26 protein-coding genes are annotated in these 26952 nt (G+C 63.4%); 11 read left to right on the forward strand and 15 right to left on the reverse strand.

The features are described from left to right. Positions 1 to 3: 3 nt before the first annotated feature. Together NKJ76_RS16515 and NKJ76_RS16520 are read right to left on the reverse strand one after the other, a co-directional pair. Complete coding sequence (locus NKJ76_RS16515) at positions 4 to 3192, reverse strand: efflux RND transporter permease subunit (protein ID WP_023687080.1); 3189 nt, start codon at positions 3190 to 3192, stop codon at positions 4 to 6. Continuing rightward, complete coding sequence (locus NKJ76_RS16520) at positions 3186 to 3446, reverse strand: hypothetical protein (protein WP_352537906.1); 261 nt, start codon at positions 3444 to 3446, stop codon at positions 3186 to 3188. The genes NKJ76_RS16515 and NKJ76_RS16520 overlap by 7 nt, the downstream gene beginning before the upstream one ends. A 242-nt stretch (positions 3447 to 3688) precedes the next feature. Between NKJ76_RS16520 and NKJ76_RS16525 the strand changes: the two genes are divergently transcribed. After that, positions 3689 to 4270, forward strand: a complete 582-nt coding sequence (locus NKJ76_RS16525; protein WP_352537907.1) for a TetR/AcrR family transcriptional regulator — start codon at positions 3689 to 3691, stop codon at positions 4268 to 4270. A gap of 338 nt (positions 4271 to 4608) precedes the next feature. Here NKJ76_RS16525 and NKJ76_RS16530 read toward each other — a convergent pair whose 3' ends face one another. The 7 genes from NKJ76_RS16530 to NKJ76_RS16560 form a co-directional block, all read right to left on the reverse strand. Beyond that, positions 4609 to 5631 (reverse strand): LacI family DNA-binding transcriptional regulator, encoded by a 1023-nt coding sequence (locus NKJ76_RS16530; RefSeq protein ID WP_023668516.1) that lies wholly within the window; start codon positions 5629 to 5631, stop codon positions 4609 to 4611. Between the two features lie 136 nt (positions 5632 to 5767). Then, positions 5768 to 6562 (reverse strand): ATP-binding cassette domain-containing protein, encoded by a 795-nt coding sequence (locus tag NKJ76_RS16535; RefSeq protein WP_023668515.1) that lies wholly within the window; start codon positions 6560 to 6562, stop codon positions 5768 to 5770. Positions 6563 to 6566: 4 nt separating this feature from the next. After that, positions 6567 to 7553, reverse strand: a complete 987-nt coding sequence (locus tag NKJ76_RS16540; RefSeq protein WP_023668514.1) for an ABC transporter permease — start codon at positions 7551 to 7553, stop codon at positions 6567 to 6569. 109 nt (positions 7554 to 7662) lie between these two features. Beyond that, the gene (locus NKJ76_RS16545) at positions 7663 to 8595 is read right to left on the reverse strand and encodes a substrate-binding domain-containing protein (RefSeq protein WP_023687083.1); all 933 of its coding nucleotides are present in this window, start codon (positions 8593 to 8595) and stop codon (positions 7663 to 7665) included. 296 nt (positions 8596 to 8891) lie between these two features. Continuing rightward, entirely contained in the window at positions 8892 to 9920 is a 1029-nt protein-coding gene (locus tag NKJ76_RS16550) for an ABC transporter permease (protein WP_196813737.1), read from the reverse strand. Beyond that, positions 9917 to 11461: a sugar ABC transporter ATP-binding protein gene (locus NKJ76_RS16555; RefSeq protein WP_352537908.1), complete on the reverse strand. Its 1545-nt coding sequence runs from the start codon at positions 11459 to 11461 to the stop codon at positions 9917 to 9919. Before NKJ76_RS16555 ends, NKJ76_RS16550 begins: the two co-directional genes overlap by 4 nt. Positions 11462 to 11598: 137 nt before the next feature. Continuing rightward, entirely contained in the window at positions 11599 to 12756 is a 1158-nt protein-coding gene (locus NKJ76_RS16560) for a fumarylacetoacetate hydrolase family protein (RefSeq protein WP_023747936.1), read from the reverse strand. Between the two features lie 176 nt (positions 12757 to 12932). Here NKJ76_RS16560 and NKJ76_RS16565 point away from each other — a divergent pair, with 176 nt between their 5' ends. The 6 genes from NKJ76_RS16565 to NKJ76_RS16590 all read left to right on the forward strand — a co-directional run bounded on the left by NKJ76_RS16565 (position 12933) and on the right by NKJ76_RS16590 (position 19101). Beyond that, entirely contained in the window at positions 12933 to 14210 is a 1278-nt protein-coding gene (locus NKJ76_RS16565; protein ID WP_352537909.1) for an NAD(P)/FAD-dependent oxidoreductase, read from the forward strand. Between the two features lie 96 nt (positions 14211 to 14306). After that, positions 14307 to 15188: an ABC transporter permease gene (locus NKJ76_RS16570; RefSeq protein WP_023668508.1), complete on the forward strand. Its 882-nt coding sequence runs from the start codon at positions 14307 to 14309 to the stop codon at positions 15186 to 15188. Further along, entirely contained in the window at positions 15185 to 16012 is an 828-nt protein-coding gene (locus NKJ76_RS16575; protein ID WP_502902311.1) for an ABC transporter permease, read from the forward strand. The genes NKJ76_RS16570 and NKJ76_RS16575 overlap by 4 nt, the downstream gene beginning before the upstream one ends. 25 nt (positions 16013 to 16037) lie before the next feature. Further along, positions 16038 to 17144: an ABC transporter substrate-binding protein gene (locus NKJ76_RS16580; protein WP_023668506.1), complete on the forward strand. Its 1107-nt coding sequence runs from the start codon at positions 16038 to 16040 to the stop codon at positions 17142 to 17144. Positions 17145 to 17426: 282 nt separating this feature from the next. After that, positions 17427 to 18026: a helix-turn-helix domain-containing protein gene (locus NKJ76_RS16585; protein ID WP_023684396.1), complete on the forward strand. Its 600-nt coding sequence runs from the start codon at positions 17427 to 17429 to the stop codon at positions 18024 to 18026. After that, positions 18016 to 19101, forward strand: coding sequence for an ABC transporter ATP-binding protein (locus tag NKJ76_RS16590; protein ID WP_352514471.1), 1086 nt, complete (start codon positions 18016 to 18018; stop codon positions 19099 to 19101). The genes NKJ76_RS16585 and NKJ76_RS16590 overlap by 11 nt, the downstream gene beginning before the upstream one ends. Positions 19102 to 19540: 439 nt before the next feature. Here the strand turns inward: NKJ76_RS16590 and NKJ76_RS16595 are convergent, their stop codons facing one another. Further along, entirely contained in the window at positions 19541 to 20245 is a 705-nt protein-coding gene (locus tag NKJ76_RS16595) for an SOS response-associated peptidase (RefSeq protein WP_023684394.1), read from the reverse strand. 186 nt (positions 20246 to 20431) lie between these two features. Here NKJ76_RS16595 and NKJ76_RS16600 point away from each other — a divergent pair, with 186 nt between their 5' ends. Next, the gene (locus NKJ76_RS16600; RefSeq protein ID WP_023684393.1) at positions 20432 to 20785 is read left to right on the forward strand and encodes a nuclear transport factor 2 family protein; all 354 of its coding nucleotides are present in this window, start codon (positions 20432 to 20434) and stop codon (positions 20783 to 20785) included. Positions 20786 to 20874: 89 nt separating this feature from the next. Here the strand turns inward: NKJ76_RS16600 and NKJ76_RS16605 are convergent, their stop codons facing one another. Both NKJ76_RS16605 and NKJ76_RS16610 read right to left on the reverse strand, forming a co-directional pair. Continuing rightward, positions 20875 to 21354 (reverse strand): SRPBCC family protein, encoded by a 480-nt coding sequence (locus tag NKJ76_RS16605; protein ID WP_352460059.1) that lies wholly within the window; start codon positions 21352 to 21354, stop codon positions 20875 to 20877. Further along, positions 21351 to 21707 carry an ArsR/SmtB family transcription factor gene (locus NKJ76_RS16610; RefSeq protein ID WP_352537910.1) on the reverse strand — a complete coding sequence of 119 codons (357 nt, stop codon included), beginning with the start codon at positions 21705 to 21707 and terminating at the stop codon, positions 21351 to 21353. The genes NKJ76_RS16605 and NKJ76_RS16610 overlap by 4 nt, the downstream gene beginning before the upstream one ends. Positions 21708 to 21872: 165 nt before the next feature. Between NKJ76_RS16610 and NKJ76_RS16615 the strand changes: the two genes are divergently transcribed. Further along, positions 21873 to 22220, forward strand: coding sequence for an ArsC family reductase (locus NKJ76_RS16615; RefSeq protein WP_352537911.1), 348 nt, complete (start codon positions 21873 to 21875; stop codon positions 22218 to 22220). 210 nt (positions 22221 to 22430) lie between these two features. On the opposite strand, the gene NKJ76_RS16620 is transcribed toward NKJ76_RS16615, so the two are convergent. From NKJ76_RS16620 to NKJ76_RS16630, 3 genes are all read right to left on the reverse strand, one after another. Continuing rightward, complete coding sequence (locus tag NKJ76_RS16620; RefSeq protein ID WP_023692122.1) at positions 22431 to 22787, reverse strand: DUF488 domain-containing protein; 357 nt, start codon at positions 22785 to 22787, stop codon at positions 22431 to 22433. A 15-nt stretch (positions 22788 to 22802) separates the two neighbouring features. Further along, a complete protein-coding gene (locus NKJ76_RS16625) occupies positions 22803 to 24059 on the reverse strand; it encodes an aminopeptidase (protein WP_352537912.1) in 1257 nt (418 codons plus the stop codon). An 85-nt stretch (positions 24060 to 24144) separates the two neighbouring features. Then, positions 24145 to 25059: a LysR substrate-binding domain-containing protein gene (locus NKJ76_RS16630; RefSeq protein WP_027050074.1), complete on the reverse strand. Its 915-nt coding sequence runs from the start codon at positions 25057 to 25059 to the stop codon at positions 24145 to 24147. A 94-nt stretch (positions 25060 to 25153) separates the two neighbouring features. Here NKJ76_RS16630 and NKJ76_RS16635 point away from each other — a divergent pair, with 94 nt between their 5' ends. Then, positions 25154 to 25357, forward strand: coding sequence for a hypothetical protein (locus tag NKJ76_RS16635; RefSeq protein ID WP_023684387.1), 204 nt, complete (start codon positions 25154 to 25156; stop codon positions 25355 to 25357). A gap of 334 nt (positions 25358 to 25691) precedes the next feature. Continuing rightward, a complete protein-coding gene (locus NKJ76_RS16640; protein WP_352537913.1) occupies positions 25692 to 26849 on the forward strand; it encodes a YbfB/YjiJ family MFS transporter in 1158 nt (385 codons plus the stop codon). Positions 26850 to 26952: the final 103 nt, after the last annotated feature.

Here is a 26952-nt window from a genome sequence, read left to right on the forward strand (position 1 = left end):
ATTCTATTCGGCTGCTTCGGCCAGGCGCATCGGCGCTGGTTCGGCAGTCGGTTCATTATTGTCCTGGTCATGAGCGGCGTTCGGTTCGCTGCGCACGCGGCCTTCGCGCAGCTGCTCGATGACCGCGTAGAAGACCGGCACGAACACCAGCGACAGGATGGTCGCCGCGACCATGCCGCCAAACACGGTGGTGCCGATCGACTGCCGGCTTGCCGCACCCGCACCCGTCGCAAACATCAGCGGCAGCACGCCGAGGATGAAGGCGAAGGCCGTCATCAGGATCGGCCGCAGCCTCAGCCGCGCGGCTTCCATCGCCGCGTCGACAATGCTCAAGCCTTCCTCGCGCCGCCGCCTTGCAAACTCGACGATCAGGATCGCGTTCTTGGCGGCGAGGCCGATCAGCATGACGAAGCCGATCTGCGAGTAGACGTCGATCTGCATGCCGCGCAGGAACAGGGCTGCGAAGGCGCCGAACAGGGCCAGTGGCACCGCCAGCAGCACCATGAACGGCATCGCCCAGCTCTCATACTGCATCGCCAGGATCAGGAAGACGAAGACGATGGCGAGGCCGAAGACGACCGACGCGATCGATCCTGCCTTGAGCTCTTGGAAGGTGATGCCTGTCCATTCGAAACCGAAATCCCTGGGCAAAGCGGTGGCGGCGGCCCGTTCCATCGCGGCAACCGCCTGGCCCGACGAGAAGCCGGGGGCTGCGCCGCCATTGATCGTGGCCGAGGCGTTGTTGTTGTAGTGCGGCACGGTTTCCGGGCCGACGAACGGTACCAGTTTGCCCAGTGTGCTCAGCGGCACCATGCCGCCGGAGGCGTTGCGCACATAGAGCCGCGAAAGGTCGCCTGCGTCGGCACGTGCATCCTTGTCGGCCTGGATGGTCACCCGGAAGGTGCGGCCGAACAGGTTGAAGTCGTTGACGTAGAGCGAGCCGAGATAGATCTGCAGCGTGTTGAAGACGTCGGGCAGGTTGAGGCCGAGCAGTTTGGCCTTGCTGCGGTCGAGGTCGTAGTTGAACTGCGGCGTCGAGGTCGAGAACGGCGAGAACAGCTGCTGCGGGTTGATTTCCGGCTGCTTGCGCGCCTCGGCGATCACGGCTTGCGTCGCGTCGTTGAGGGCTGAACTGCCGCGGCCGGTGAGATCCTCGACGACGAATTCGAAGCCGCCCGTGGTGCCGATACCCGGGATCGAAGGCGGATCGAAGGACAGCGCGAAGGCTTCCGGAATCTGCATCAGCTTGCCGCGCACGTCGGCGACGAGCTTCGACGCGCTCTGGTCGGGGCCGCGCTCTTCCCACGGCTTCAGGATGGCGAACTCGACAGCCGAGTTCGACTGCGCGGCACTGGTCAGGAAGTTCAGGCCGCTGATCGAGCCGACAATCTCGACGCCGGGCGTAGCTTGGAGGATGTCGCGCGCCTTCTGGGCCACCGCGTCAGTGCGTTCCAGCGAGGCGCCGTCAGGCAGCTGGATGACGACGAAGAAGTAACCCTGGTCCTCGACCGGAAGGAAGGTCGAGGGCAGCTTCTGCCAGACGAAGTAGGTGGCGACCAGGCCGGCCGCGAACAGACCGAGCATGATCCAGCGCAGCCGGATGAGGATGCGTACGCCATGGGCATAGGCATGCGACAGCCTATCGAAACCCGTGTTGAACCAGCGGAACGGGGCGAACTGCGTCTCCCCGCGATGGCGCAGGAAGGCGGCACTCAGCGCCGGGCTGAGCGTCAGCGAGTTGAAGGCGGATATGCCGACCGAAATCGCCACCGTCAGCGCGAACTGATTGTAGAGCTTGCCGGAGACGCCAGGAATGAAGGCGACGGGCACGAAGACGGCCATCAGCACCGCGGTGGTGGCGATGATCGGTCCGGTGACCTCGGCCATCGCGGCCTTGGTCGCCGCCAGCGGTTTGAGGCCCGCCTCCAATTGTCGCTCGACATTCTCGACCACCACGATGGCGTCGTCGACGACGAGGCCGATGGCCAGCACCATGCCGAGTAGGGAGAGCATGTTGAGCGAGAAGCCCATCATTTCCATGACCACCATCGTCGCCACCAGCGACACCGGAATGGCGATGGTCGGGATGATCGTCGTGCGCCAGCTCTGCAGGAAGATGAACACCACGGCCACGACCAGCACCAGCGCTTCGCCAAGCGTGATCAGCACGTCATGCATCGATGCCGACACGAAGCGCGTGGTGTCGTAGTGCATGGCGTAGCTGACGCCCTTGGGAAAACGGGCCGACAGTTCCTGCATCTTGTCCTTGACGTGCTGCTGCAGATCGAGCGCGTTGGAACCCGGCATCTGGTAGACGGCGAGCACCACCGTCGGGTCCTTGCCGAAGAAGGCCGACGACGAATATTGCAGCGCGCCGAGTTCGATGCGGGCGACGTCGCGGAGCCGCACCAGCGAGCCGGTGCCGGTGTTGGCGCGCACGACGATGTCGCCGAACTCCTTGGGGTCGCTCAGGCGGCCGACGGCGTTGACCTGCATCTCGAAGGCGGTGCCGGCGGGCGCCGGCGACTGGCCGATCTTGCCGGCGGCCACCTGGACGTTCTGTTCCGAGATGGCATTCTGGACGTCGACGGCGGTGATGCCAAGATTGGCGAGCTTGTCCGGGTCGAGCCAGACGCGCATCGAGTAGCGGCGCTCGCCGAATATCTGGACGTCGCCGACGCCAGGCAGCCGCTTCAGCGGATCGACGACCTGCAGATAGGCGAGGTTACTCAGCGCCACCGGATCGACCGAACTGTCGGGCGAGGTCAGGTTGACGATGAGGACGAAATTTGGGTTCTGCTTCTTGATCGTCACGCCGCCCTGGTTGACGATCGCCGGCAGCGAGGAGGCCGCTTGCGAGACGCGGTTCTGGACGTCGACGGCCGCGGTGCTCAAGGAATAGCCGACATCGAAGGTGATGGTGATGGTCGAGGAGCCGTCATTGGAGCTCGACGACGACATGTAGGTCATGCCTTCGACGCCGTTGATCTGCTGCTCCAGCGGCGTCGTCACCGTATCGGCGACCACTTGCGCGCTGGCGCCCGGATAATGCGCGCTGACCACGACCTGCGGCGGCGTTATGTCGGGAAACTGCGAAACCGGCAAAAGGAAATAACAAATCGTCCCGGCGAGCACCATGATGATGGCGATCGCCGAGGCGAAGATCGGACGATGAATGAAAAAATTTACCACGACACGCAAACCTCTTTAGAAGAACCGGCCTCTTTAAAAGAACGGACAGACCGGGACAGCCGCCTGCCGCGCACTGAGCCCGGGTCCTGCAAAAAATACGAAGACGGCGCCGCGCCGCTGAGGCCCTGCTCATCGGCCACGGTCCTCAGCATCGCTTCGAAGGCGCGCGGGTTGACGCGGTCCGCTTTCATCACCAGCCGGATCATCGGATCCAGGATGGCTTCATCGATGGTCAAATCTTTGCGCTGCGACATTGGAGCGTCTCCATTCCAGCGATTCGCATCGGACGATCGCGAACCGGTTTTCATCTCTTCACCGGCCGGAGCCGCATGACCTGCAATTTTCACCCCGTGTGATCTGGCAGGACCAGTTCACGGCCTTGTTATTGACGGAAGGCCACATAGGTGTTACCAGTAAGTAACATTCGGATAGTTACAGACCGGTAACACCCTAGTCAAGAGGTGAACCGAATTTTTAGGGAGACAAGGAGACTGCGATGGCAGACGGCATTACCGATCGCGTGCGCCCCCGGGACCGAATCCTGGAGACGGCGCAGGACATGTTTCACAAGCATGGCATCAAGGGCGTCGGTGTCGACGCCATCACGGAAGCCGCCGGCACCAACAAGATGACGCTCTACCGTCATTTTGAGTCCAAGGACGAACTGATCGTCCAGTGCCTGCGCGCGTCGGCGGCTAAAGGCGCCGCGATGTGGGACCAATTTGAGGCTGAGCATCCCGGCGACAAGCTCGCCCAGTTGCATGCCTGGATTCGCATGGCCGCTGCTTGCCTGGCGGCTGACGGTCGCGGCTGCGACATGGCCAATGCCGCCGCCGAATTGACCGAGCCGGACCATCCCGCCAGGAGCGTGATCAAGGAGCTCAAGAGCGCGCAGCGCGATCGCCTCGTTGCGCTGTGCCGGGATGCGGGCATCGGTCAGTCCGAGCTTCTGGCCGATACGCTGTCGCTGCTGTTCGAAGGGGCGCGCGTCAGCGTGCAGACCATGGGCTGCCAGGGCCCCAGCACGCAGTTCGTGCGCATGGCTGAAGGCCTGATCAGCTCTTTCAGGGCGCGCTGAATTCCAGCTTTCGGAGTTGAGGAGTCCCCATCATCCGGCGGGGTGGCTTTTGGCTATTCTCCGAACTTGCCAGTCAACTCTAATTTAGATTCATTTGAGAATGAAAAAAGCCCGCTGCCGGGAGGAGGTGGCAGCGGGCTCGATTTCGAGCGAGATGCGGGAGGAGGTGCACCGCGCTCAGCGTCGGCATCGCATCTGGGAGGAGTAGATGGCCGACACCCAGATGAGTACGGGTTGCCCAATGATTCGGCAACAATGAAAGTTGCATGGCTGCTGTGCAGATTTGCGGCATCTGCCCGACTTGTCATACAAATCGGAAAAACCGCCACGGCGCGAAATCACTGCACCGGTACGTTTTCCTTGAAGATCAGCCGTGGCTCGATGAACTTCTTCGTCAGGTAGGGCGCGGCGGACGCGATCGAGCCGAGCAGGCGGATCACAGATTGCTCCGCGATCAGCCGCGCATTCTGGTCGATGACGACATCGGCGAGGTCGTCAACGAGATAGCCGCGCGTTTCCTTGGTCAGGTCGTGGCAGATGAAGACCGGCTTCTTCTTTGGCTTGGCCTCGAGCAGCGCTCTCGCCACACCTGAGCGCCCGGCGCCGACGCAGTAGATGCCGAGCAGTTCCGGCTCGTTGTGCAGCGCCTGCATCGTTGCGGTGTAGCTGCCCTCCGGTTCGTCATTGATCTCGACCGCACTCGAGACCGTGAGATTGGGGAATTCCTCTGTCAGCACCGACCGAAAGCCCATCTCGCGCTCCTCGTGCCCGCGATAGGAACGCGAGCCGACGACCATCGCCAGATGACCCTGGCGGCCATTGAGGAAGCGCCCCATCAACAGCGCCGCCGTGCGTCCGGCAACCCGGTTGTCGATGCCGACATAGGCCGAACGCGGGGCGGCTGGAACGTCGGAGACCAGCGTGACAAGGCGGATGCCTGCCTCGACCACATCGCGCAATATGTTGCGCGTTCGCGGATGATCGACGGCAATGACGCCGACGCCATTGGCCTTCAGCGACAGATTTTCAACCGCCGCCTGCAGCGCTGCCGGCGAGATGCCGCCGAGATTGTGGATCCGGCACGAGGCGACCAGCGGCAGGCGCCCCGCATAGTCCTCGATGTGCCCGGCGAGGTCGATCATGAAACCGTTGGCGCCGATCGGCAGGAAGAATTCAAGATGCGCCGGCCGCGACGGCAGCGTCACCTGATCGACCACCGGCAAATAGCCGAGCTGCTTGGCCGCCTCCATCACCCGTTGGCGGTTGGCGGCGCTCGCGCCGGCCCGGTTGTTCAGAACCCGGTCGACGGTCGCGGTCGACAGGCCGCAGCTCCTGGCTATGTCGGCAACGGTGGCTTTCATGGCTGTAGTCATAGAGCATGATCCCGAAAAGTGGGAACCGGTTTTCTAGGACAAACGGGAACCGTTTTGTCAAAAGGTCATGCTCTACAACGAGTTAGAGCGGATGCGTTTCCGTGCCAGACGGCGCGAAGACGGTTCAGCCGTGCGATGGCCCGCCTTCGATGATGGCGTCGCGGATCTCCTTGTCGGACATCCCGGTGATGATGCGTTCGACCTCGGCCACGCTGGTCTTCTTCGGGTCGATGTCGTCGGCCACCACCTTGCCCCGGCGCATGACGACGATGCGGTCAACCACCTGGAAGACATGGTGGATGTTGTGGGCGATGAAGATGCAGGAATGCCCGGAATCGCGCGCGTTGCGCACGAAGCTCAGCACGCCTTGCGTCTCGGCGACGCCGAGATTGTTGGTCGGCTCGTCGAGGATGATCAGGTCGCTGTCGAAGTGCATGGCGCGCGCGATGGCGACGGCCTGCCGCTCGCCGCCGGACAGGGAGCCGATCGGCGTCGTCGGCGGGATGTTCTTGGAGATGCCGACCTGTTTCAACAGGTCGCGGGCGACATTGTTCATCGCCTCCTGGTCCATGCGGTTCAAAAAGCGCGGCGGTTTGATCGGCTCGCGGCCAAGGAACAGGTTGCGCGCGATCGACAGCTGCGTCACCAGTGCCGAATCCTGGTAGATCGTCTCGATGCCGTGCGCGATGGCGTCGCTGGTGCTGCGCAGATTGACCTTCTTGCCGCGGATGAAAATGTCGCCGCTGGTCAGCGGCACCGCCCCCGACAACACCTTGATCAGCGTCGATTTGCCGGCGCCATTGTCGCCGAGCAGGCCGACGATCTCCCTTTCGTTGACATGAAAATTGGCGTCTTCGAGCGCCTGCACGCGCCCGTAGGACTTTTTGATGTTGGACATGCGGATGAGCGGTTCAGCCATGGTTCTAGGTCCCTGCCTGATGCCGGCGTTCCAGCCATGAGTGCAGCGCCATCATGCCGAGGATGATGGCGCCGATGAAGATGTTGTAGGCCAGCCCGGGCACGCCGATCAGCACGATGCCGTTGCGCATGACGCGCAGGATGAGGATGCCGAGCACCGTGCCGATGATGGTGCCGCGCCCACCGGTCAGCGCCGTGCCGCCGATCACCACCATGGCGATGACTTCGAGCTCGTAGCCGGTGCCGCTGTTGGGGTTGGCGGCCGACGTGCGCAGCGACGAGATGACGCCGGCAAGCGAAGCCATCACCGACGACAGCACGAACAGGCCGATCTTGACGCCGCTGACGTTGACGCCGCGCGCCCTTGCGGCGCCTGGATTGCCGCCGGCTGCCTGGATCCAGTTGCCGGTCCGGCTTTGCGTCAGCACGTAGCCCAGCGCGATGGCCGCCGCGATGAACCAGAAGAGCGACATGTAGATGCGGAACGGGCCGATGAAGAAATCACCGACCAGCGCTTCGGCCAGCCAGCTGCCCTCGGCGCTCCACGTCCGCTGCGGAAAGCCGTCGGTGACGAACAGCGCGGTGCCGCGCACCACCAGCAGCATGCCGAGCGTCACCAGGAAGGATGGGATTTTCAGCTGCGTGACGAACCAGCCATTGACCAGGCCGATGAAGGCCGCGATCAGCAGCGCGGCGAGGAAGCCGACCTCCAGCGAGGTCAGGCCGCTGTTGAACAGCGTCCACATCAGCACCGGCGAAAAGCCGAACAGCGAGCCGACCGACAGATCGAATTCACCCGACGTCATCAACAGCGTCATCGCCAGCGCGATCAGCCCGAGCTCGACGGTGAAGGCCAGCGTGTTGGAGATGTTCTGCGGCGACAGGAAATCGTGGTTGATGCTCCAGAACACCGCGATTTCGACGATGAGCAGAACGAAGGGCCCGAATTCCGGCCTCGCGATCAGGCGTTGGATGAGCGAACGGTTTTCCACTGATAACCTGCGACAGGAAGGGGAAGGCTGAGCCCAGCGCGCAACGCGAAGGGCTCGGCGAAAAGACAGTCGCGACCGCGGCTGCGGCCGCGACTGTTGAAGGTCTGGGTTATTTGCCCGACAGGATGTCGTCGTAGACCTGCGCGGTGTCCTTTTCATAGAGCGCGCCGGTGATGACGTTGAAGCCCGGAGGAATGCCTGACGCCGCCATGTTGGCCAGCGACAGCGCGACGTAGCTGGTCGCCTGCGGGTCCTGCCACTGGCCGGCATTGACGTAGCCGGTCAGCACTTCCTGGGTGGTGTCGAGCGAGTTGCCCCAGCCGACGACCGGGATTTCGCCCGGCTTGATGCCGGCCTGGTCGAACACCCGCTTGATCGAGCCGGTGACCAGATCGCCGAGGCCGATGATTGCCTTGACCTTGGCCTTGTTGGCGGTGAGATAGTCGACCATGCGGTTGATGGCTTCGGCCTGGTCGAGGGTCGCTTCGGTGATCTCATAGGTGATCCCCAGCGGTTCGAAGACGCTCTTGATGCCTTCCTCTTCCTGGACGCCGTAGGTGGCGCCGGGGATTTCGACCGGCATCCAGACGAAGTCGCCCTTCTTCACCAGGCCCTTGTCGACCAGATATTGCGCCCAGTGCTTGCCGAAGGTGACGTTGTCGCCGCCGACATAGGCGTCGAAGCTTGCCTTGGGATCGGGCGTGTTGAAGTTGATGATCGGGATCTTGGCCGTGTTGGCTTCCTTGGCGATTTCGATCAGGCTGCCCGGATCGGGGCTGGTGGTGACGATGCCGTCGGCCTTTGCCGAGATCGCGGCGCGCACGGCCTCCTGCTGCGAGGCAACGTCGCCATTGTGGAACGAGGTGTTGACGGTGTTGCCGGTGTCCTTCGCCCATTGCTTGGCGCCGGCCAGGAAGTAGGTCCAGACCGGGTCGGCCGGGCCGCCATGCGAAATCCAGTAGAACGTCTTGGCCTGTGCCGCCGCCGGAACGGCCAGCGCCACAATCAAGCCAAGCACGAGTAATCGTAGCCTCGTCAGCATTTGCTTTCCTCCCATGTTGAAAAACGACCTCCACGTCCGGCGATGATCCGGGCCATGCCCTTGATCCTCTCCTCCTGCCAGCGCCGACCCGGATGCGCAGAGCATCTTCTTTTGCGGCCGATGGCAAGCCTCCATCCGCCCAATGGATGGTGGCGCGATGCAACGCGCCATCATCGATCCCATCAGATCGCATCAGTTAGAGGGCGATTCCAGGAAAAGTGTGAAACGGTTTTCCGTCCGGAATTGCGTCAACCAAGAGATAGAGATATTTCCCGGCAAGCAGGCGGGGCTTAAACTCAGGCGCGCGGATTTTCCTGAAAGCGCTCGGCCTGGCGGTTGCGCAGCACCTTGGCCAGCCGGTCGAGCGCGAGCGCCAGCACCATCACCGCGCCGATCACGAAGGGGCTCCATGCGGCGTCGATGCCGAACAGGGTCACGCCGCTCAAGATGACCTGGACGATCAGCATGCCGATCACCGCACCGAAGACGGTGCCGCGCCCGCCGGAAAGCGAGGTGCCGCCGATGATCGCCGCGGCAATCGCCATCAGCACGAAACCGCCGCCTTGGTCGACGTCGGTAACGGGAGAGCCAAGCCACAGCGCGCCCGCCAGCCCCGAGACGATGCCCATCAGCACCAGCGTCTGCAGCCGCACAGCACCTGTCGGGATGCCGGCATAGAGCGCCGCCTGCGGATTGCTGCCGACGGCCTGGATCCGGTAGCCGAAGCGGCTGCGGTGAAGCACGAGGTGCATCACCACCGCCATTGTGACGAAGACAAAGACAGCCGTCGGCACAAGGCCGAACAGCTTGCCGTGAACGATCTCAAAGAAGTCGCCGCCTGGGCTGGCCGGAGCTGTCGCTTGCATCTTGACGGCCACCGCCGCCAGGCCCCGGAACATTGCAAAGGTGCCCAGCGTAACGACGATGGCCGGCAGTCGCAGCGCCACCACCAGCAGGCCGTTGACGAGGCCGAGCCCGGCGCCGAGCAGCACGCCGGAAAGGGCGGCAAGCCACGGGTCGATGCCGGCGGCCAGAAGGAATGCGGTGAGAAGGGCCGCGAGATGGAATATCCAGCCGACGGAAAGGTCGATCTCGCGGAGTGCGAGCACGAACACCATGCCGATCGCCAGCATGCCGGGATACGCAGCGGTTTCCAGCAACGACAGCACATTGGCCTCGTCGAGGAAATCCGGCCGGGCAAAGCCTGTAATCGCCACAAGGACAACGAGCCCGATGAGCGGCCTGAGTTCGACGGGCAGGTGAAGGCTGCGCTTCGGGTGGGCAGCCGAACCGGCAAGCTGTAGCATGGGATCCAATCGTGTCATGCCATGGCTCCCACGAGTTTCTTTTTCGGCCGCTCCGCCTCCGGCATCTCGCCGGTGGTGGTCAGTTGCAGCACTGTCCTTCGCTTCATCTCGGCGCCGGACAGCTCGCCGGCGACCCGGCCGCGGTGGAAGACAAGGACGCGGTTGCTGAGGTTGGTCAGTTCGGACGGCTCGACCGAACGCAGCAAAACGATACAGCCATTGGCCGCCATCTGCCGGATCAGCGCATAGATCTTGCGCTTGGCAGCCGCCTCGATACCGCCAGCCGGATTGTCTAGGAGCAGCACTTGCGGCGCCGTCTCCAGCCATTTGGCGATTACGATCTTCTGCTGATCGCCGGCCAGCAGCGAATTCACCGGCGCGTCCGGCAGGCCCTTGATGCGCAGCGCATCGATCTGCCTTGCGGCGGCGGCGATCGCGGCCTTGGGCGAGTAGCGGCGCGACCCCCAGTTGCGGGCGCCGGTAGCGATGTTGCCTATGTTGAAGGCCAGCGACCGGTCGGGCATCAGGCCGTTGCACAGGCGGTTGGCCGGCACCAGGCCGATGCCGCGCCGCGCCGCTTCGGTCGGATTTCCAGGCAAGCCGTAGCCGTCGGGGAGCCGCACCCTGCCGCTTTGCGCCTTGCGCAGGCCAAACAGCATCTCGAACAGGTCTTCAACGCCCGACCCCTCAAGCCCGGCCAAGCCGAGGATCTCGCCGGAGCGGGCGGTGAAGCTGACGCCGGAAATCCGGCCGCCGCTCAGACCCTCCACCGTGATCCGCGGCCTTATCGTGCTGGCATTGGCCGGCAGTGCAGGCGGGAACAGGCTGCCGCGCTGCTGGCCGATCATGGCGTCGATCACATCGGCTTCGCTCAACGCCGAGCGCTCACTTGTCAGCACGTCACGGCCGTTGCGCATCACGGTGACCTGGTCTGCGATCGCAAACACGTCCTCCAGCCGGTGCGAGACATAGAGCACGCTCGTGCCCTTGGCCTTGAGGTCACTTAGTACGGTGAACAGGTGCTCGGTCTGGCGCCGGTCGAGCGCAGAATTCGGTTCATCGAGGATCAGCAGCCTCGGGCCTTCCAGAATTGCGCGGCCGAGTTCGACATAATGCCGTTCGCCCATGCCGAGTTGTCCCACAGGAGCGTGGACATCGACGTCGAGCTTGAGTTGCCGAAGCAAGGTGCGGCTGCGTGCCTCCATTTCGCGCCTGGAGACGAAGCCATTGCGCAACGGCTCGCGATTGACGAACAGATTGGCCAGCACCGAGCGGTCGGCAAACAGGCCGAGCCCCTGGTGGACGACGCCGAAGCTGTGCTTGCGTGCAGCGATCGGGCTGTCGACGGTGACGATCTGGTCGCCGACGCGGATGGTGCCGCTGTTGGGCCGGAGCACGCCGGCAAGCACCTTCACCAGCGTCGACTTTCCGGCGCCGCTTTCACCGACGACAGCATGGATGGTCCCCTGTCCGACAGACAGGTTCATATCCCTGAGCGCGACAACGCCGCCATAACGCATGGCGAGATTGCGCACCGATATCATCGGCAAACCGAGCATGCGATTCGGCCCCCACAGACCGCGCCCCGATCCTGGAGCGAATTTCCGATACAGTCACCCGGATTCCGCTAACAAACGGCTTACAGGGACCGGATGCGAACGTTTATCGGCTATCCGTTCGTCCCGCTGCTCCGAAATCAGATCAGGTCGGCCTTGGCGAGGTCCCGCATGAGATGGCTGGCGCCGTAGGTCCAGTGCGGGCAATCGGGCGACAGAAGCACGCGGTTCACCAGCGCGCCGAATTTCTCCGACGAGATGGTGACGATGTCGCCGATCTTGTGGGTGAATCCCTTGCCCTTCTCGCCGCGATCCTTCGACGGCACGAACATGGTGCCGAGATAAAGCGCCAAGCCGTCGGGATACTGGTGGTGCGGCCCCATGGCGGCCGCGACCAGCTCTTCGGGCGAACGGCTGATCTCGGCCATCGAGCTCGCGCCCTCCAGCGAAAACCCGTCCTCGCCCTCGACCTTCAGCCCCACCGTGGCGCGCTTGACATCGTCGATGGAAAAGCTTGCGTCGAACAACCGGATGAAGGGCCCAAGCGAGGCCGAGGCATTGTTGTCCTTGGCCTTGCCGAGCAGCAGCGCCGAGCGTCCCTCGACGTCGCGCAGATTGACGTCGTTGCCGATGGTCGCGCCGACGATCTTGCCGGTGCTGGCGGCGATCATGGCGATCTCCGGCTCGGGGTTGTTCCAGGTGGAGACAGGATGCAGCCCGACATCGGCGCCGAAGCCGACGGACGCCATCGGCTGGCATTTGGTAAAGATCTCGGCGTCGGGGCCGATGCCGACTTCCAGATATTGCGACCAGGCGCCGCGCTGGATGAGCTTGGCCTTGATCTCCATCGCTTCGGGTGAGCCGGGCTTCAGCTTCGACAGATCGTGGCCGATCAGCCCGGCAATGTCGGCGCGGATGGCGTCGGCCTTTTCCGCCGAACCGCGCGCCTGCTCCTCGATGACGCGTTCGAGCAGGCTGACCACGAAGGTCACGCCCGACGCCTTCACCGCCTGCAGGTCGACAGGCGAGAGCAGATAGGGTTTTGCCGGATCGCGGGTGGCCTGAAAACTGTTGGCGGCGATCGCGTCGAGCGAGCCGATCGGTTCGCCCTTGGCAGAGCGCACGTGTCCGGCCGGATCGGCCATCTCGCAGATGTCGCGCACTGTGGGTGCGGTGGTCGAGGTGACGTCGAAAACGATCCCGTCGCGCACGGTGACCACCAGAGGATGCGAGGCATCGCTTGCCCTGGCTCGGCCGATGAAGAGCCCGTCGGCGGGAAGCTGCGTTGGGTTCGTCATGGCTTACGGTCCTTTGATGATCGAGATGGCAGCTGGGCCGCGGCACTTTCACCGGATTCACGCCAAAGGTCTATCCCGTGGCGCAGGCAATTGTCGGTTCTGACATGAGGCCCGCTCTTTCAAAAAAATGAAACTAGCACTAGAATTTTCACTTTCCGCATACTCCAGGTGAAGCCTTGCCCACACCGTTTTCCGTTCCGATCTGGCAGAAGCCGCAGACCGCATCCGCCTTCCAGTTGCTCGTCACTGCGCCGGTCGACGTTGCCATCGTCGGCGGCGGCTTCATGGGCCTGTCGACCGCCTTGCACGCAGCCCGGCTCGGTCTCGGTGTACAGGTGCTGGAGGCCGGCGAGATCGGCCAGGGCGCCTCGGGCCTCAATGGCGGCCAGGTCATTCCCGGCCTGAAATATGATCCCGAATGGCTGCTCGAGCATTTCGGCCCCGAGCGTGGCCGGGCGCTGGTCGATTTCGCCGCCTCGGCGGCGGATACGGTGTTCGATCTCATCCGCGACGAAAAGCTGGCGGTGCCGTTCACGCGCAAGGGCTGGATCCAGGCCGCGCATACCGAAACCGCATTGAAAGCGGCGGCGAACAGGGATCTTCAATGGCGGGCGCGTGGCGCCGATGTCCGGCTTCTGAATGAAAGCGAGATCGCCGATAAGACCGGCGCGCAAGGCTATCTCGGCGGCTGGCTCGACCGCCGCGCCGGCATCATCGATCCGCTCGCCTATACAGTGGAACTGGCGCGCATCGCTGCCGCCGCCGGCGCCAGCATTGCCGAGCGGCAGAAGGTGGTGAAACTCCGCAAGGAGGCCGGCCTTTGGCATGTTTCAAGCGAAAACGGCGCCGAGGTGCGGGCGAAAGTGGTTGTCCTGGCGACGAACGCCTATACCGATGGACTGCTTCCGGGCCTCGCCGAAACGATCGTGCCGCTGCATTCCTTCCAGGTCGCCACCGCGCCGCTGTCATCCAACCTTGCGGCGACGATCCTGCCGGAAGGGCAGGCGGTGTCCGACTCCAGGCGCATTCTCGTCTACTACCGCAAAACAACCGACGGCCATCTGGTGCTTGGCGGCCGCGGCCGCATGGCGCGGCCGAGGAGCGAGGCCGACTGGGCGCATCTGCAGCGCGCGCTGGTGCGGCTCTATCCGGCGCTCTCCGATGTCGTCATCGAGAAGCGCTGGTTCGGCCGCGTGGCGATGACACCGGATCACCTGCCGCACATCCATGAGCCGGAAAAGGGCCTGCTCGCCGTGGTTGGTTGCCAGGGCAGGGGCGTCGGCCTGATGACCGCGCTGGGAAAACGCATGGCGGGCTACCTCGCGGGCGGCGATGTCAAACAATTGCCGTTCCCGCTGTCGCCGGTCCGGCCGATCCCGTTCCACGCCTTCCGCCAGGTCGGCGTCGCCGCGACCATCGCCTGGTACCGGATGCTCGACGCCTTCGAGCGCTGATTGGGCGCCGGTCGCCTAGGCCTCGTGGATTCAGCTTGACAGTTTCACAAATATGAAAAAAGCTAAGCCTATTTCATATTTCCGTTGAGCAGTCCGATGTCGAGCATCGTTGCAACAGAAGCGCCGGCAGGGTCGTCCCGAGGCTTCCGCTTCGCCATGTTGCTGCCGGGCGGGCTGGTCACCTTGTTCCTGATCCTGTTTGCCCTTGGCCTTGTGCTCTTCCTCTCACTTCGCGGCAATGACGGTTCGCTGCTCGGCGCCGGCTTCACGGCAGGCAACTTCATCACCGTGGTCTCCGATCCGCTCTACTGGACGGTGACGCTGCGCTCGCTGGTGATCGCCGGCCTGGTGACGCTGGCGACCGTCGTCACCGCCTATCCCGTCGCCTACTATCTCGCCTTCCATGCCGGCCGCCGCCGCAGCCTGCTTTTGTTTCTGGTGACCCTGCCGTTCTGGACCAGCTATCTCCTGCGCGTCTTCGCCTGGAAGATCGTGCTCGCCTACAACGGCGTCTTGAACTCGGCGCTGATCGAAAGCGGCATCTGGTCGGAGCCGACGCTGGCCTTCCTCAACACGCCGGCGGCGGTGGTCGTCACGCTGGCGCATGCCTATGCGCCCTTCGCCATCCTGCCGATCTATGTGGCGCTGGACACCATCCCGAAATCACTGCTCGAAGCCGCCTCCGATCTCGGCGCCAGACCGTTCACGGCGTTTCGCCGCGTCGTCTTGCCCAATTCGATGCCGGGCGTTCTGGCGGCCGCCCTCGTCGTCTTTGTGCCGACGGTCGGCGACTATGTCACCCCGGCCATGGTCGGCGGTCCCGCCAGCACCATGATCGGCACATTGATCCAGTCGCAGTTCGGCAAGGCCAATGACTGGCCGTTCGGGGCGGCACTTTCAGTCTGCGTGATGCTGGTCATCCTCTGCGTGGTGCTGGTCGCACGCGGCGCCGACCGCAGATTCGGCAGCCGCACATGAGCGCGGCGCGGAGAGATGATGGCCGCGGCTGGCTCGGCGTCTATGTGCTTGCCTATCTCGTCTTCCTCTATCTGCCGGTGCTGTTGATCCCGCTGTTTTCCTTCAACAACTCCATCCAGGCCGCGTTTCCGCTGCAGGGCTTCACGCTCGAATGGTATGCCACGCTCTATGGCAATCCGGCGCTGTCCGGCGCGCTTTTGAACAGTCTCGTCATTGGCGTCGTGGCCGCCGCCGGCGCCACGCTCTGCGGCATCACCGTCTCCTATATGGACCTCTACGGTCGTTCGCCGCTCGCCGCCACCATCAGCGCCATCTCCAGGCTGCCGATCCTGATCCCCGGCGTCATCGTCGGCATATCGTTGCTGATCCTCGTCAATCTCATCGGCCTCGGCCCGTCGCGCATCGCCATCGTTCTCGGCCACATACTGGTGGCGCTGCCGACCACCGTGGTGGTCATGCGCAGCCGGTTTGCCGCAATTCCGAAAACCATTCGCGAGGCCGCACTCGATCTCGGCGCTTCCGACTGGACGACCTTCCGGCGGGTGATGTTGCCGCTCTCGCTGCCGGCCATCGTCTCGGCCTTCATGCTGGCCTTTCTGATTTCCTTCGACGAGTTCATCGTCGTCTTCTTCCTCGCCGGCACCGAGCCGACGCTGCCGCTCTACATCTGGAGCCAACTGCGTTTTCCTCGCTCGCTGCCGACCGTGATGGCGCTGGGGACAGCTATCCTTGCTGTGTCCATCATCATCGCCGGCATCGCCGAAATCCTGCGCCATCGCGGGCTGAGCACAGCCCGTCGGACGGCGCCCACCAGTCCAGCCTGAACCATAACAAAAGAGGAGAACCGAAATGGCATTCGACCCGAAATCAATTACTGGGCTGAAATCTATCACTGGCCCGAAATCGATCACTGCAAAGACAGCCCGCACCGGGCTTGCCGCGCTTGCAATCGTCCTGTCGTCGACTGTCGCCTTCGCCGCCGACAAGCTGCAATATTTCACTTGGTCCGGCTATGAACTGCCAGACTTCAACAAGAGCTTCCTGACGGCCCATCCCGATGGCGTCGAGGCCTCGATCTTCGGCGACGACGACGATGCCTTCACCAAGGTCAAGGCCGGCTTCCGCCCCGATATCGCCCATCCCTGCTACGACAAGGTGGCGCGCTGGAACAAGGAAGGCCTGCTGCAGCCGATCGATACCAAGCGCATCAAGAACTGGGATTCGATCTTCCCGGTGTTCAAGAACCTGCCCGACATCCAGGCCGGCGACGGCAAGGTCTGGATGGTGCCGTGGGATTGGGGCAACACCTCGATCCTCTACCGCACCGATCTGGTGAAGAACCCGGAAGCGAGCTGGAACCTTCTGTGGGACAAGCAATATGCCGGCCGCATGGCGACCATCGATGCCGTGCATGACACGCCGATCGTTGCAGCACTTCTGGCCGGCGTAAACCCCTTCGATATGACGCCGGAGCAGATGGACAAGGTGGCGGAAAAATTGCGCGAGCAGCGTCCGCTGCTCTCCAACTACACCACCGACATGACCTCGGTCGAACAGGCGCTGGCCAGCGGCCAGCTGGTCGCCGCCATGACCTGGAACGCGTCGGCAACCTCGCTGAAGAAGCAGGGCGTGCCGGTCGAGTTCATGAAGCCGAAGGAGGGCATGCTGACCTGGGCCTGCGGCTTCGTCATGCTCAAGGACGCCAAAAACGTCGACCTCGCCTATGACTTCATCAACAGCCGGCTCGACGCCGACTCGGGTAAGTACCTGATCCAGGCCTACGGCTATGGCAGCTCGCTGAGCACCGCCTTCGCCGGCGTGGCGAAGGACGAACTGGACAAGCTGCAATTGCCGGCGGACCCGGAGGTGATGCTGAAGACCACCATCTTCACCGGCCCGATGAAGCAGAACGACGATGTGGCGAAGATGTTCGAGAAAGTGAAGGCGGGCGGCTGAGGGATCCATCGCCGACGGTTGCGCTGCCCCTCACCTGCCTGCCGGCATCCTCTCCCCGTATAGTGACGGGGAGAGGGGCGCTGTCACCAGCGATTTCGCAAATCGCAAACGTTGCAGAAATGGCGCCGAGTTTGCGACCAGCCGCTTTCTCCCCGTCACTATACGGGGAGAAATGTCCGGCAGGACAATGAGGGGGCAGCGCCGACGGCAGGTAATTGTGACTAATCTCCTGAAGCCCGCGGGTCTTGCCGCCGCGCCAAAGACTGCAACAAGGACCAACTGATGGACATGCTTGAAGCGAAACCAAAGGCCGACGCCGACATTCGCGTCGGCCGGCGCGTGCGGGCGCTGCGGCTGGAGCGCAATTTGTCGCTGGCCGAGCTTGCGGCAAAAGCCGGCGTGTCGATTGGGGCGCTGAGCCAGATCGAGCGCGGCCTGTCTTCGCTGCGCGTCAAGGTGATCTGGCCGCTGGCCGCCGCTCTCGACATCGAGCCTTCGGCGCTGATCACCGACGGCAACGAAGCCGCCAACGATCTCTATTGCGTGCGCGCCGACAAAAGGCGGCAGCTCCCGGTCAAGTCGGAAGGCATCGCCAAGGCGCTGCTGTCACCGCCGGGCGCGGCGCTGACCGGCCTCTTGGTGACGGTGGAAGCCGATGGCGGCACGGCGGAAGCCTATGCGCATATCGGCCACGAATTCGGCTATGTCCTCTCGGGCGAGGTCGAACTGGTGGTGGACTCGACAAAATACGTGCTGAAGAGCGGCGACTCCTTTGCCTTCAAGAGCACGCTCCTTCATGCCTTCCGCAATCCCGGCACCGAACCTTGCCAGATCCTCTGGGTCAACACCACCAAACCCTCGGAGGTGCGCGATGGCGCCTGACGCACTGGTGCGGCTGGACAAGGTCTCGAAGGTTTTCCCCGGCGGCATTGTTGGGCTCGACGCCGTCGATCTCGATATTATCAGCGGTGAGTTCATCACCCTGCTCGGGCCCTCGGGCTGCGGCAAGACCACCAGCCTGCGCGTCATTGCCGGTTTCGAAAGCCCGTCGAGCGGCAAGGTGCTGCTCGATGGTCGCGACATCACCGCGCTCAGGCCGTTCGACCGTCCCGTCAACACCGTGTTCCAGGATTATGCGCTGTTCCCGCATATGAACGTCGCCGAGAATGTCGGCTTCGGCCTGTCGCTGCGCAAACTGTCCGGCGCCGAGCAGGCAAAGCGCGTCCGCGAAGCCCTCGACATGGTCGGCCTCGCCGACAAGCTCGGCGCCCGCGTTTCCGAACTGTCGGGTGGCCAGCGCCAGCGCGTCGCGCTCGCCCGAGCCATAGTCTGCGAGCCGCGCGTTCTGTTGCTCGATGAACCGCTGTCGGCGCTCGATGCGCATCTGCGCGAACAGATGCAGGTCGAACTGAAGCGGCTGCAGTCGCGGCTCGGCACCACCTTCGTCATGGTCACCCACGACCAGACCGAAGCGCTGTCGATCTCCGACCGCATCGTCGTCATGAACAAGGGCCGCATCGAGCAGATCGCGCCGCCGGCTACGCTTTACGACCGGCCGGCGACGAAATTCGTCGCAAGCTTCATCGGCACCATGAACCTCTTGCAATCGCGCTTCATCGGCCGCGACGGCGACCGCCTGCGCTTCGCCGCTGGCGGGCTTTCGCTGGAAGCAACATCTGAAACCGGCGACACACCCGGCGAAGGCACTGAGCGCACCATCGGCGTTCGCCCCGAGGACTTGCTGGCCACCACCGATGCCGCCGCCGGCACCGCGCCGGCGCGCGTCAACTCCATCGTCTTCCACGGCCGCACGCTGCGGCTGCATGCTGAGCTGGGGCAGGGATTGCCGGTGGTGATCGATGCGCCGCGCCAGGCCGAGGGCTTTCAATTCAGCGTCGGCGACGTGGCGCATATCAGCCTGCGCCGTGGTGCCAACTGCCCTATGCTGCCAAGCTGATCCAACCCAATCCCTTCATCGACGGTTGATTTAACCTGCTGTGAAGATCGCCAAGGTGGAATTAAGTGTGAATTGACTCGCAAAGGAACATATTCCTACTTTGCGGGATGCCCGAACTAAGCACCCGACCGCGCCGAAATGTGCAAACCCTCTGCTTGGCGCATGAAGTCGGGCAGCTAATTCGTGTTCGATGTCCGAACTGCAACATCACTCGACACTATCTGCCTGGCGATCTCGCAAAGCTGGTTGGTGATATCCCCTTTTGGGATGTGGAGCGGCACATGCGGTGCGAGCGCTGCAAAGGTCGTGAGCTCGATGCAGGCATCATTCTGCCAAGCGCTGCTGAACGCCTTAAAATTCGCGTCAGACGTCTTGTCGAAATCCGCATGGTTCGCCGGGTAATCTGGCGAGACGACGATTGAGGAGAGCCGATTTCGGGCTAAAACAGAGACCCTTGGGCCGGGGCCTGTGGTGGGAACTTAATCTGTGTGGCTGGCTTCTCAACGATCACCAACGCGTCGTTGGGCGCCGTCCGCTGCAAACGCCGTGCTTCCGACCATGGCGCCGTCAGCCAAGCCTCGGTTTCCTCCGGCGTGGTGAGGATCACGGGCATAGCCTTCTCATGTATCGGCGCAATGAGAGCATTAGGCTTGGTGGTCATGAAGGCGTATAGCTCGAAGTCGCCGGGACCGTCCTTGACCTTTCGCACGCCCTGCCAAGACGTCCAGAAACCAGCGAAGAAGAACAGCGGCCGGCTCTCGCCACGGGCAAACCAGTAATTTCGCTGGATTCCTGTTTCCGGGTCTTTATCGTTCGCCGCAGGGCTGGGCTCGGCAAAGCTGGTCACCGGCACGACACATCTGTGCTCGACGCCCACATATTGCTGCCAGTGCGAATATTGCGGATTGCGAACGTTGGTGGTGCCGTAGTCGGCCTTACCTTTCATGCGCTCGGGCGGCGTTGGCAAACCCCAAAGCAGTTTCGCCAGTTCACGCTCCCCATCCGTCCTGTTGCGAACGACAAGCCCAGGTTGATTGGGATAGACATCAAGCGAAGGTTCGAGGTTGCCGCTGATATCGCGCAATGTGCGGGTCCATTGGCGGACCGCCTCTTGCGTCGTCGTGATGTTGTAGAGGTTGCACATGCACCCAGCATTGCGGAATTGGCTTTTGTCTGCAACCGAAGTCGCTGTCCGACGCCGCCGCAATCGTCGTCACACAGCCGCGCTATATCATCGTCCTGACACACCTTGTCAGCTGTCGTGCGGGTAAAGGTGGCGGGCCGGCAAGCGCTTCCCTACTTCAAACCAGTCTGAACAGGAGGAACACACATGACCATCGCGGATGTTGCCAAGGATTTCACTGAAATGCTCCAGCAGGGGGATCACCTGGGTGCTGGTGAAAAGTACAATGCCGATGATATCGTCAGCCTCGAAGCCATGGAGGGGCCGATGGCCATCGCCCGTGGCAAGGAGGCTCTCAGGCAAAAGGGCGAATGGTGGCAAGAGAACCACGAAGTCCATGGCGGCTCTGTCGAAGGCCCCTATGTCAACGGCGACCAGTTCGCGGTGCGCTTCAAGTTCGACATAACGCCCAAGGCCACCGGCGAACGGGTCACCATGGACGAGGTTGGCCTGTACACGGTCAAGAACGGCAAGATCACCGAAGAGCGCTTCTACTACTGAGCCCGGGTGCCGTAGGGTTCCGGCGCACTTCGCTGCACGACCCAAAAACCAGGCGGCCGGGACAAAGTCCTGGCCGCAGTGGGAAAAGCTCAAATGGTCTTCACATACTGCGCCAACTGATCGGCCACCGTGCCCCAGCCGTCGAAGAACCCCATCTCTTCATGATTGTTGCGGGTAGCCTCGTCGCGATGGATGGCCGTTGCCGTGTAGCGCGTGCCCTTGTCATCCGACTGAAGCGAAATGACTGCGGTGATGAAGGGCTCGCCGGAGGGCCGATAGCCCGGCAGCAGCGCATCGGTCCACACCAGCCGCTCGTTCGGCACGATCTCGAGATAGCAGCAATGGCGGTCGTTGACCTCCTTGCCGTCGGGCGATTGCATGCGCGTCCGGAACAGTCCGCCCGGACGAAGGTCGATCTCGCAATCGGTGATCAGCCAGGGCTTGGGCGTGAACCATTGCTTGACATGCTCCGGCACCGTCATCGCGCTCCACAAGAGTTCGCGCGGCGCGTCGAGCTTGCGCTCCAGAGTCAGGTCCAGTCTGGGGTCGGGCTTGAAGGGATAGCTCACTTTTCTTGCTCCTTGAGGCTCATCACATAGGCGTCGAATTGATCGAGTCGGCGCTCCCACAGCGTGCGCTGTTCGGCCAGCCAGTTTTCGGCGAGCTGCAGCGGTTCGGGCGCCAACTGATAGGTCCTGGTGCGGCCGATTTTTTCCGATCGCAGCAGTCCGCAGCCTTCCAGCACTTTCAGATGCTCGATGAAGGAAGGCAGCGCCATCTCGAAAGGCTGCGCCAACTCGCTGACTGAGGCGGGACTGCGGTTCAGCCGCTCGACCACGCGCCGCCGCGTCGGGTCAGCCAGCGCGCGGAAGATGCCGTCGATCGGCGGGAGACTTGTAGTTGGGGCGTGGAGGCTTGGCATGGGCGATCCTGAGGTCTGTCGACGCGGTGCAGACAGATACTTAGGAAATTTCCTTAGTATTGGCAACCTCTAAAAAAGCGCCGCTAGCGATTGGGACGCTGGCAAAGCGGGGAGGGTGGTTTTAGGCTGTCTGAGGATTCGACTGTCAGTCAAGGGAAGCGCGTTTTGACGATCACCATGTACGGCATCACCACCTGCGACACGATCCGCAAGGCGCGCACCTGGCTGGAGGGCCATGCTGTGCCCTACCGCTTTCACGACTACCGGGCCGAGGGGATAGAGGCGGGCAGACTGGACCGGTGGGTCGGCAAGGTTGGCTGGGAAAAGCTGCTCAACAAGGGCAGCACCACATTTCGCGAACTGCCGGACAAGGACAAGCAAGGGCTCGACGAGAAGAAGGCCAGGAAGCTGATGCTGGCCAACCCGACGATGATCAAGCGCCCGGTGCTCGAGGTCGGGGATGAGATTTTGGTTGGCTTCAAGCCGGAGGCGTATGAAGGGGTGGTGAAGTAGCGTCGCCTCGCTTCGTCATCCGATGGCGAAGCTAGGTTCGAAGCGGCGCAGCGCAGACCATGGGATCCTGTCGGTCTCCTTCCCACCCCAAACATAGCATGGGAACAACACACAGGATCCTCGGGTCAGCCCGAGGATGACGAACGCGTGGAGGGCGATCGCTAATTGTGAAGGCTTTCGCTTGCGGCGTATGCAGCGGTTCGCTGTCTCTCAACCCGTCCAGCGCAAATACCCCGCCAACGCCACCGCATTGTTATGCGCCTCGTCATGTGCGCCATAAAGCAGCGTCACCTTGGCCTTGCCGAGCAAGCCACGCAGTTTCGCCACCGCTTCTCTATTCCCATCCAGCTCGACCGAATACCGCACCTGAAACTCCGCCCATCGCGCCGGCTCATGTCCGAACCACCTCCGCAATTCATCGCTCGGCGCGATCTCCTTCAGCCACAGCGTCAGCGCGGCATCCTCCTTGCTGATGCCGCGCGGCCAGATGCGATCGACCAGCACCCGCTGCCCATCATCGGGCGCGGGTGCTTCGTAAATTCGCTTGACCGTCAGGTCGAAACCCATCCGCCCTCCGCGAGCTTACGCCCACTCACCCTTGCGCATCACCGGCACCTTGCGGCCATCCTTGTGCACGCCGTCTATGTCGATCTTGTCGGAGCCGATCATCCAGTCGATGTGGATAAAACTCTTGTTGCCGCCGCGCTGGGCGATTTCGTCCTGGGTGAGCGAGGCGCCGTCGACGAAGCATTTTGAATAGCACTGCCCGAGCGCGATGTGGCAGGCGGCGTTCTCGTCGAACAGCGTGTTGAAGAACAGCAGGCCGCTGGCCGAGATCGGCGAGGAATGCGGCACCAGCGCCACCTCGCCGAGCCGGCGCGAACCCTCGTCGGTGTCGAGCACTTTCTTCAGCACGTCCTCGCCCTTCGAAGCCTTGGCCTCGACGATCCTGCCCTCTTCGAAACGCACCGAGATATCGTCGATCAGCGTGCCCTGGTAGGACAGCGGCTTGGTCGAGGATACACGGCCGGAGACGCGCCGTGCATGCGGCGTGGTGAAGACCTCCTCGGACGGGATGTTCGGATTGCAGGTGACGCCGTTCTTGGCAGTCGAGGCGCCGCCCATCCATTCATGGCCATCGGCCAGCCCGACGGTGAGGTCGGTGCCCGGGCCGCTGAAATGCAGATCATGGAAATTGTGCTCGTTCAGCCACTTTGTGCGGCCGCGCAGCGCTGCATTGTGCGCCGTCCAGTTTGCGATCGGGTCTTCCACATCGACCCGTGATGCCGAAAAGATCGCATCGGCGAGCTTCACCACGGCGACATCGTCGGCATCGCCGGGGAAGACCTGTTTTGCCCAGGCGAGATCCGGGTAGGCGACGATGTTCCAGTTGATGTCGAAGCCGGTGATCTTTTCCAGCGCCGGCTGGTAGGCCATCGAGTTCGCCTTGTTGGCGCGCGCCACTTTCGCCGGGTCCTGCGCCGACAACAGCGACGGGTCCTCGCCGCGCACGGCAAGCCGCGCCGCATTGTTGGAAAAGGCCTTCGCCATGCCTTCATACATCCAGCCGGCGGCGCGGTCGAAGCCGGCATCCGCCCCGTAGCGGAAGCGCGCCAGCGTGATCTCGTCATCGTTGAAGATCGGCGTTACCAGCCCGGCGCCGGCCTTGTAGGCGTGCTCAACGATGCGCCTGGTCAGCGGCAGTGCGGCGATCGACGAGGTCAGCACCAGATCCTGCCCCGGCTGCAATTGCAGCCCGACCTTGATGGCGACTTCCGCCAGCCTGTCGAGCTTCACCGGGTCGATCGTTGCGGAAACGCTGCGCGAATGTGTGGTCATGATCCTGCCTGCCTTGGTCCGGGAGTGAGAGTTCCAACATAGGCCGGCGCGGCTGTCCTTTCCAGCACCGTCGCGACGGACAGCCCTAGGCAGCGCTTTCCAGCGCGCTAAACTGCGCCACGGTCGCCGCGATCTCTTCGCGGATCCAGATCTTGAAATCGCGCACCTTGCGGCTTTCGGTCTTGGTGGCCGAGGTCACCAGCCAGTAGCCAAGGCCGCTCTGCGCCCGCACGCCGAAAGGCGCGACGAGGCGGCCGTCGGCCAGCGCATCGGCGGCCAGCAATTGCCAGCCGAGCATGACGCCGTGGCCGGCGATTGCCGATTCCAGGCACAACATCGGGTCGGTGAAGCGCGCGCCCTTGCGAAAAGTGACCGGCTCGGCCCCGGCAGCCTTGAACCAGCTCTCCCAGTTGATCATCGCCCGCTCGTCGGTGATGGCGCAGGTCTGCGCCAGGTCTTCGATCGACTTCAGTTTCCTGGCGATCACCGGCGCGCAGACCGGAAAGACTTCCTGCGCCAACAAAAGTTCCGCCCGGCCGCCCGGCCATTTGCCGTCGCCAAGCCGGATGGCGATGTCGATGTCGGAACGTTCGAGATCGGCGAGGCGCACCGAGGCGTCGATGCGCAGCAGCACGTTGGGATGGCGGTCGAAATGCCGCGACAATCGCGGCAGCAGCCATTTCGAGGCGAAGGCCGGCGCCACCGAAACCACCAGCGTGCACTGGCTTGCCTCATCGGCCAGCGCCACCGCCTGCGCCAGCTCGCGAAAACCGGCGCCCAGCCGGGCGGAAAAAACCGTGCCGAACTCGGTCAGCACCAGCCCGCTCGCCGTACGCTCGAACAGCGCTTGTCCGAGCTGCTTTTCGGTGCGGTTGATCTGCTGGCTGACGGCGCTGACGGAGACGTTGAGCTCGCCGGCAGCCGCCGCCAGCGAGCCGAGGCGGGCGACGGTTTCGACGGCGCGCAGGCCGTTGAGATGGACGCGGTTCAGCATAGCCATTCCAGTTTTTCTAAACCGGCGCGGCCGAAATCTCAATTGAAAGACGGCGAGACAGGGCAGATTCTAGCGGGACAGTCAGACCGAGGAGGCGAGGATGGTGACGATCGTATCATTGCTCAAAGTCTTTGCCGCCGGCTACACGCGGCGGCGCCATGACGGGGATGTCCTCAATTGGGTGACCGATCCGCTGTCGCATCCCGTGCTCGACACCATGTCGGAGCGCGAACTCGGCGACATGCCGTTTCGCCTGACGGCGCGCCGCACTGCATACGAGACGGCGCAAGCAGGCTGCCGCTGAAATCGCGGACGCGGTAACTGGGAAGGCGATACTGTCGGCGCCAGCGCTGCCGCTCATTGCCCTGCCGGGCATTTCTCCCCGTAAGGGAGAAACGTTGCCGGCGCCGAAGGTTTCGCCAATCACCAGCCCTGCAGGCAAGGGCGCCGAGGCACACGGTTAACCCCCTTCTCCCCGTCACTATATGGGGAGAAGGTGCCGGCAGGCGGGGCGGCGCGACGCCAAGTGGCCCTCGCGCCTCGGCACAGTCACGCCAACGGCCACTGTCGCCGCCGCCAAGTCTGGCCCAACGCAAGTGGATTGGTCTGATCGGTCCTCACCCTTATTGTGCGCTGCAATGAACGCCGCGCCATCACCCTCGCGCCTTGCTCTCGCCGGCATGATCGCCATGGCCGTCGCCATGGGCATTGGCCGTTTCGTCTACACGCCGATCCTGCCCGGAATGATGGAAGAACTGCATCTGTCGCCGGCCGATGCCGGCTGGATCGCGTCGGCCAACTACCTCGGCTACCTCGTCGGCGCGCTTGCGGCTGCCGGCGGCTGGGCGCATGGGCGCGAGCGGCTGCTGATGTTTGGCGGCCTTGCCGCCAGTGCTGCGCTCGCCGCCCTGATGGGACTGACCGAAACGATGACGGCCTTCATCCTCATCCGTTTCCTTGCCGGTCTCGCCAGCGCCTTCGTCATGGTGTTCATGGCCTCGATCGTCTTCGGTCACCTGGCAGCCGCCAACAGAAGCGACCTGCAGGCGCTGCATTTCGGCGGCGTCGGCCTCGGCATCGCGGCATCCTCAGCGCTGATGGCGGTTCTGGTCACCGAACATGCCGGCTGGGCTTCGGGCTGGCTGTGGTCGGCAGCGATTTCCGCCGGCGGCCTTGCGCTCGTCGCCTTGCTCGCCGGCGGCACCGCACCTGGCAGCGGCGTGGCCGACCGCGAACCGGCACTGCCGAGGGACCGGTCGTTGGCAAAAGTCATCGTTGCCTACGGCCTGTTCGGCTTCGGCTATGTGGTGACGGCGACCTTCCTGGTCGCCATCGTGCGCCAGGGCGGCGGCGGCCGTGTCTTCGAGGCAAGCGTCTGGATGGTCACCGGCCTTGCCGGCTTCCCCTCGGTCTGGCTGTGGCAGAAGGTAGCGGCACGGATCGGGCTTTATACCGCCTATGCCGTGGGCTGCCTGGTCGAGGTGGTCGGCGTCACCGCCAGCGTCGCCATCGGCGGCACCGCCGGGCCGCTGCTGGCGGGCGTCCTGCTCGGCGGCACCTTCATCGCCATCACCGCGCTCGGCCTGCAGACGGCAAGGCAGCTCGTGCCGCAGGCGCCGCGCCGCATCTTCGCTCTGATGACCGCGTCCTTCGGCATCGGCCAGATCGTCGGCCCTGTCGTCGCCGGCCTGCTGGCGCAAGCCTCGGGCAACTTCTTCCTCGCCTCGATCGTCGCTGCTGGCGTATTGCTGGTATCTGCTGGGATCACCTGGTCGGCCGCGCCAAAATCGCCATGATTGTGGTCTTGCTCGATGCCGGGCATCGGGCACGGGCATTTGCTTTCCACCTAATGTGTGACTTTATGCCCGCTAACCAGCAACCCCGCTGATTTGCGCATCG

This window comes from Mesorhizobium sp. M0029 (assembly GCF_040323735.1).
Classification (GTDB): Bacteria; Pseudomonadota; Alphaproteobacteria; order Rhizobiales; family Rhizobiaceae; genus Mesorhizobium.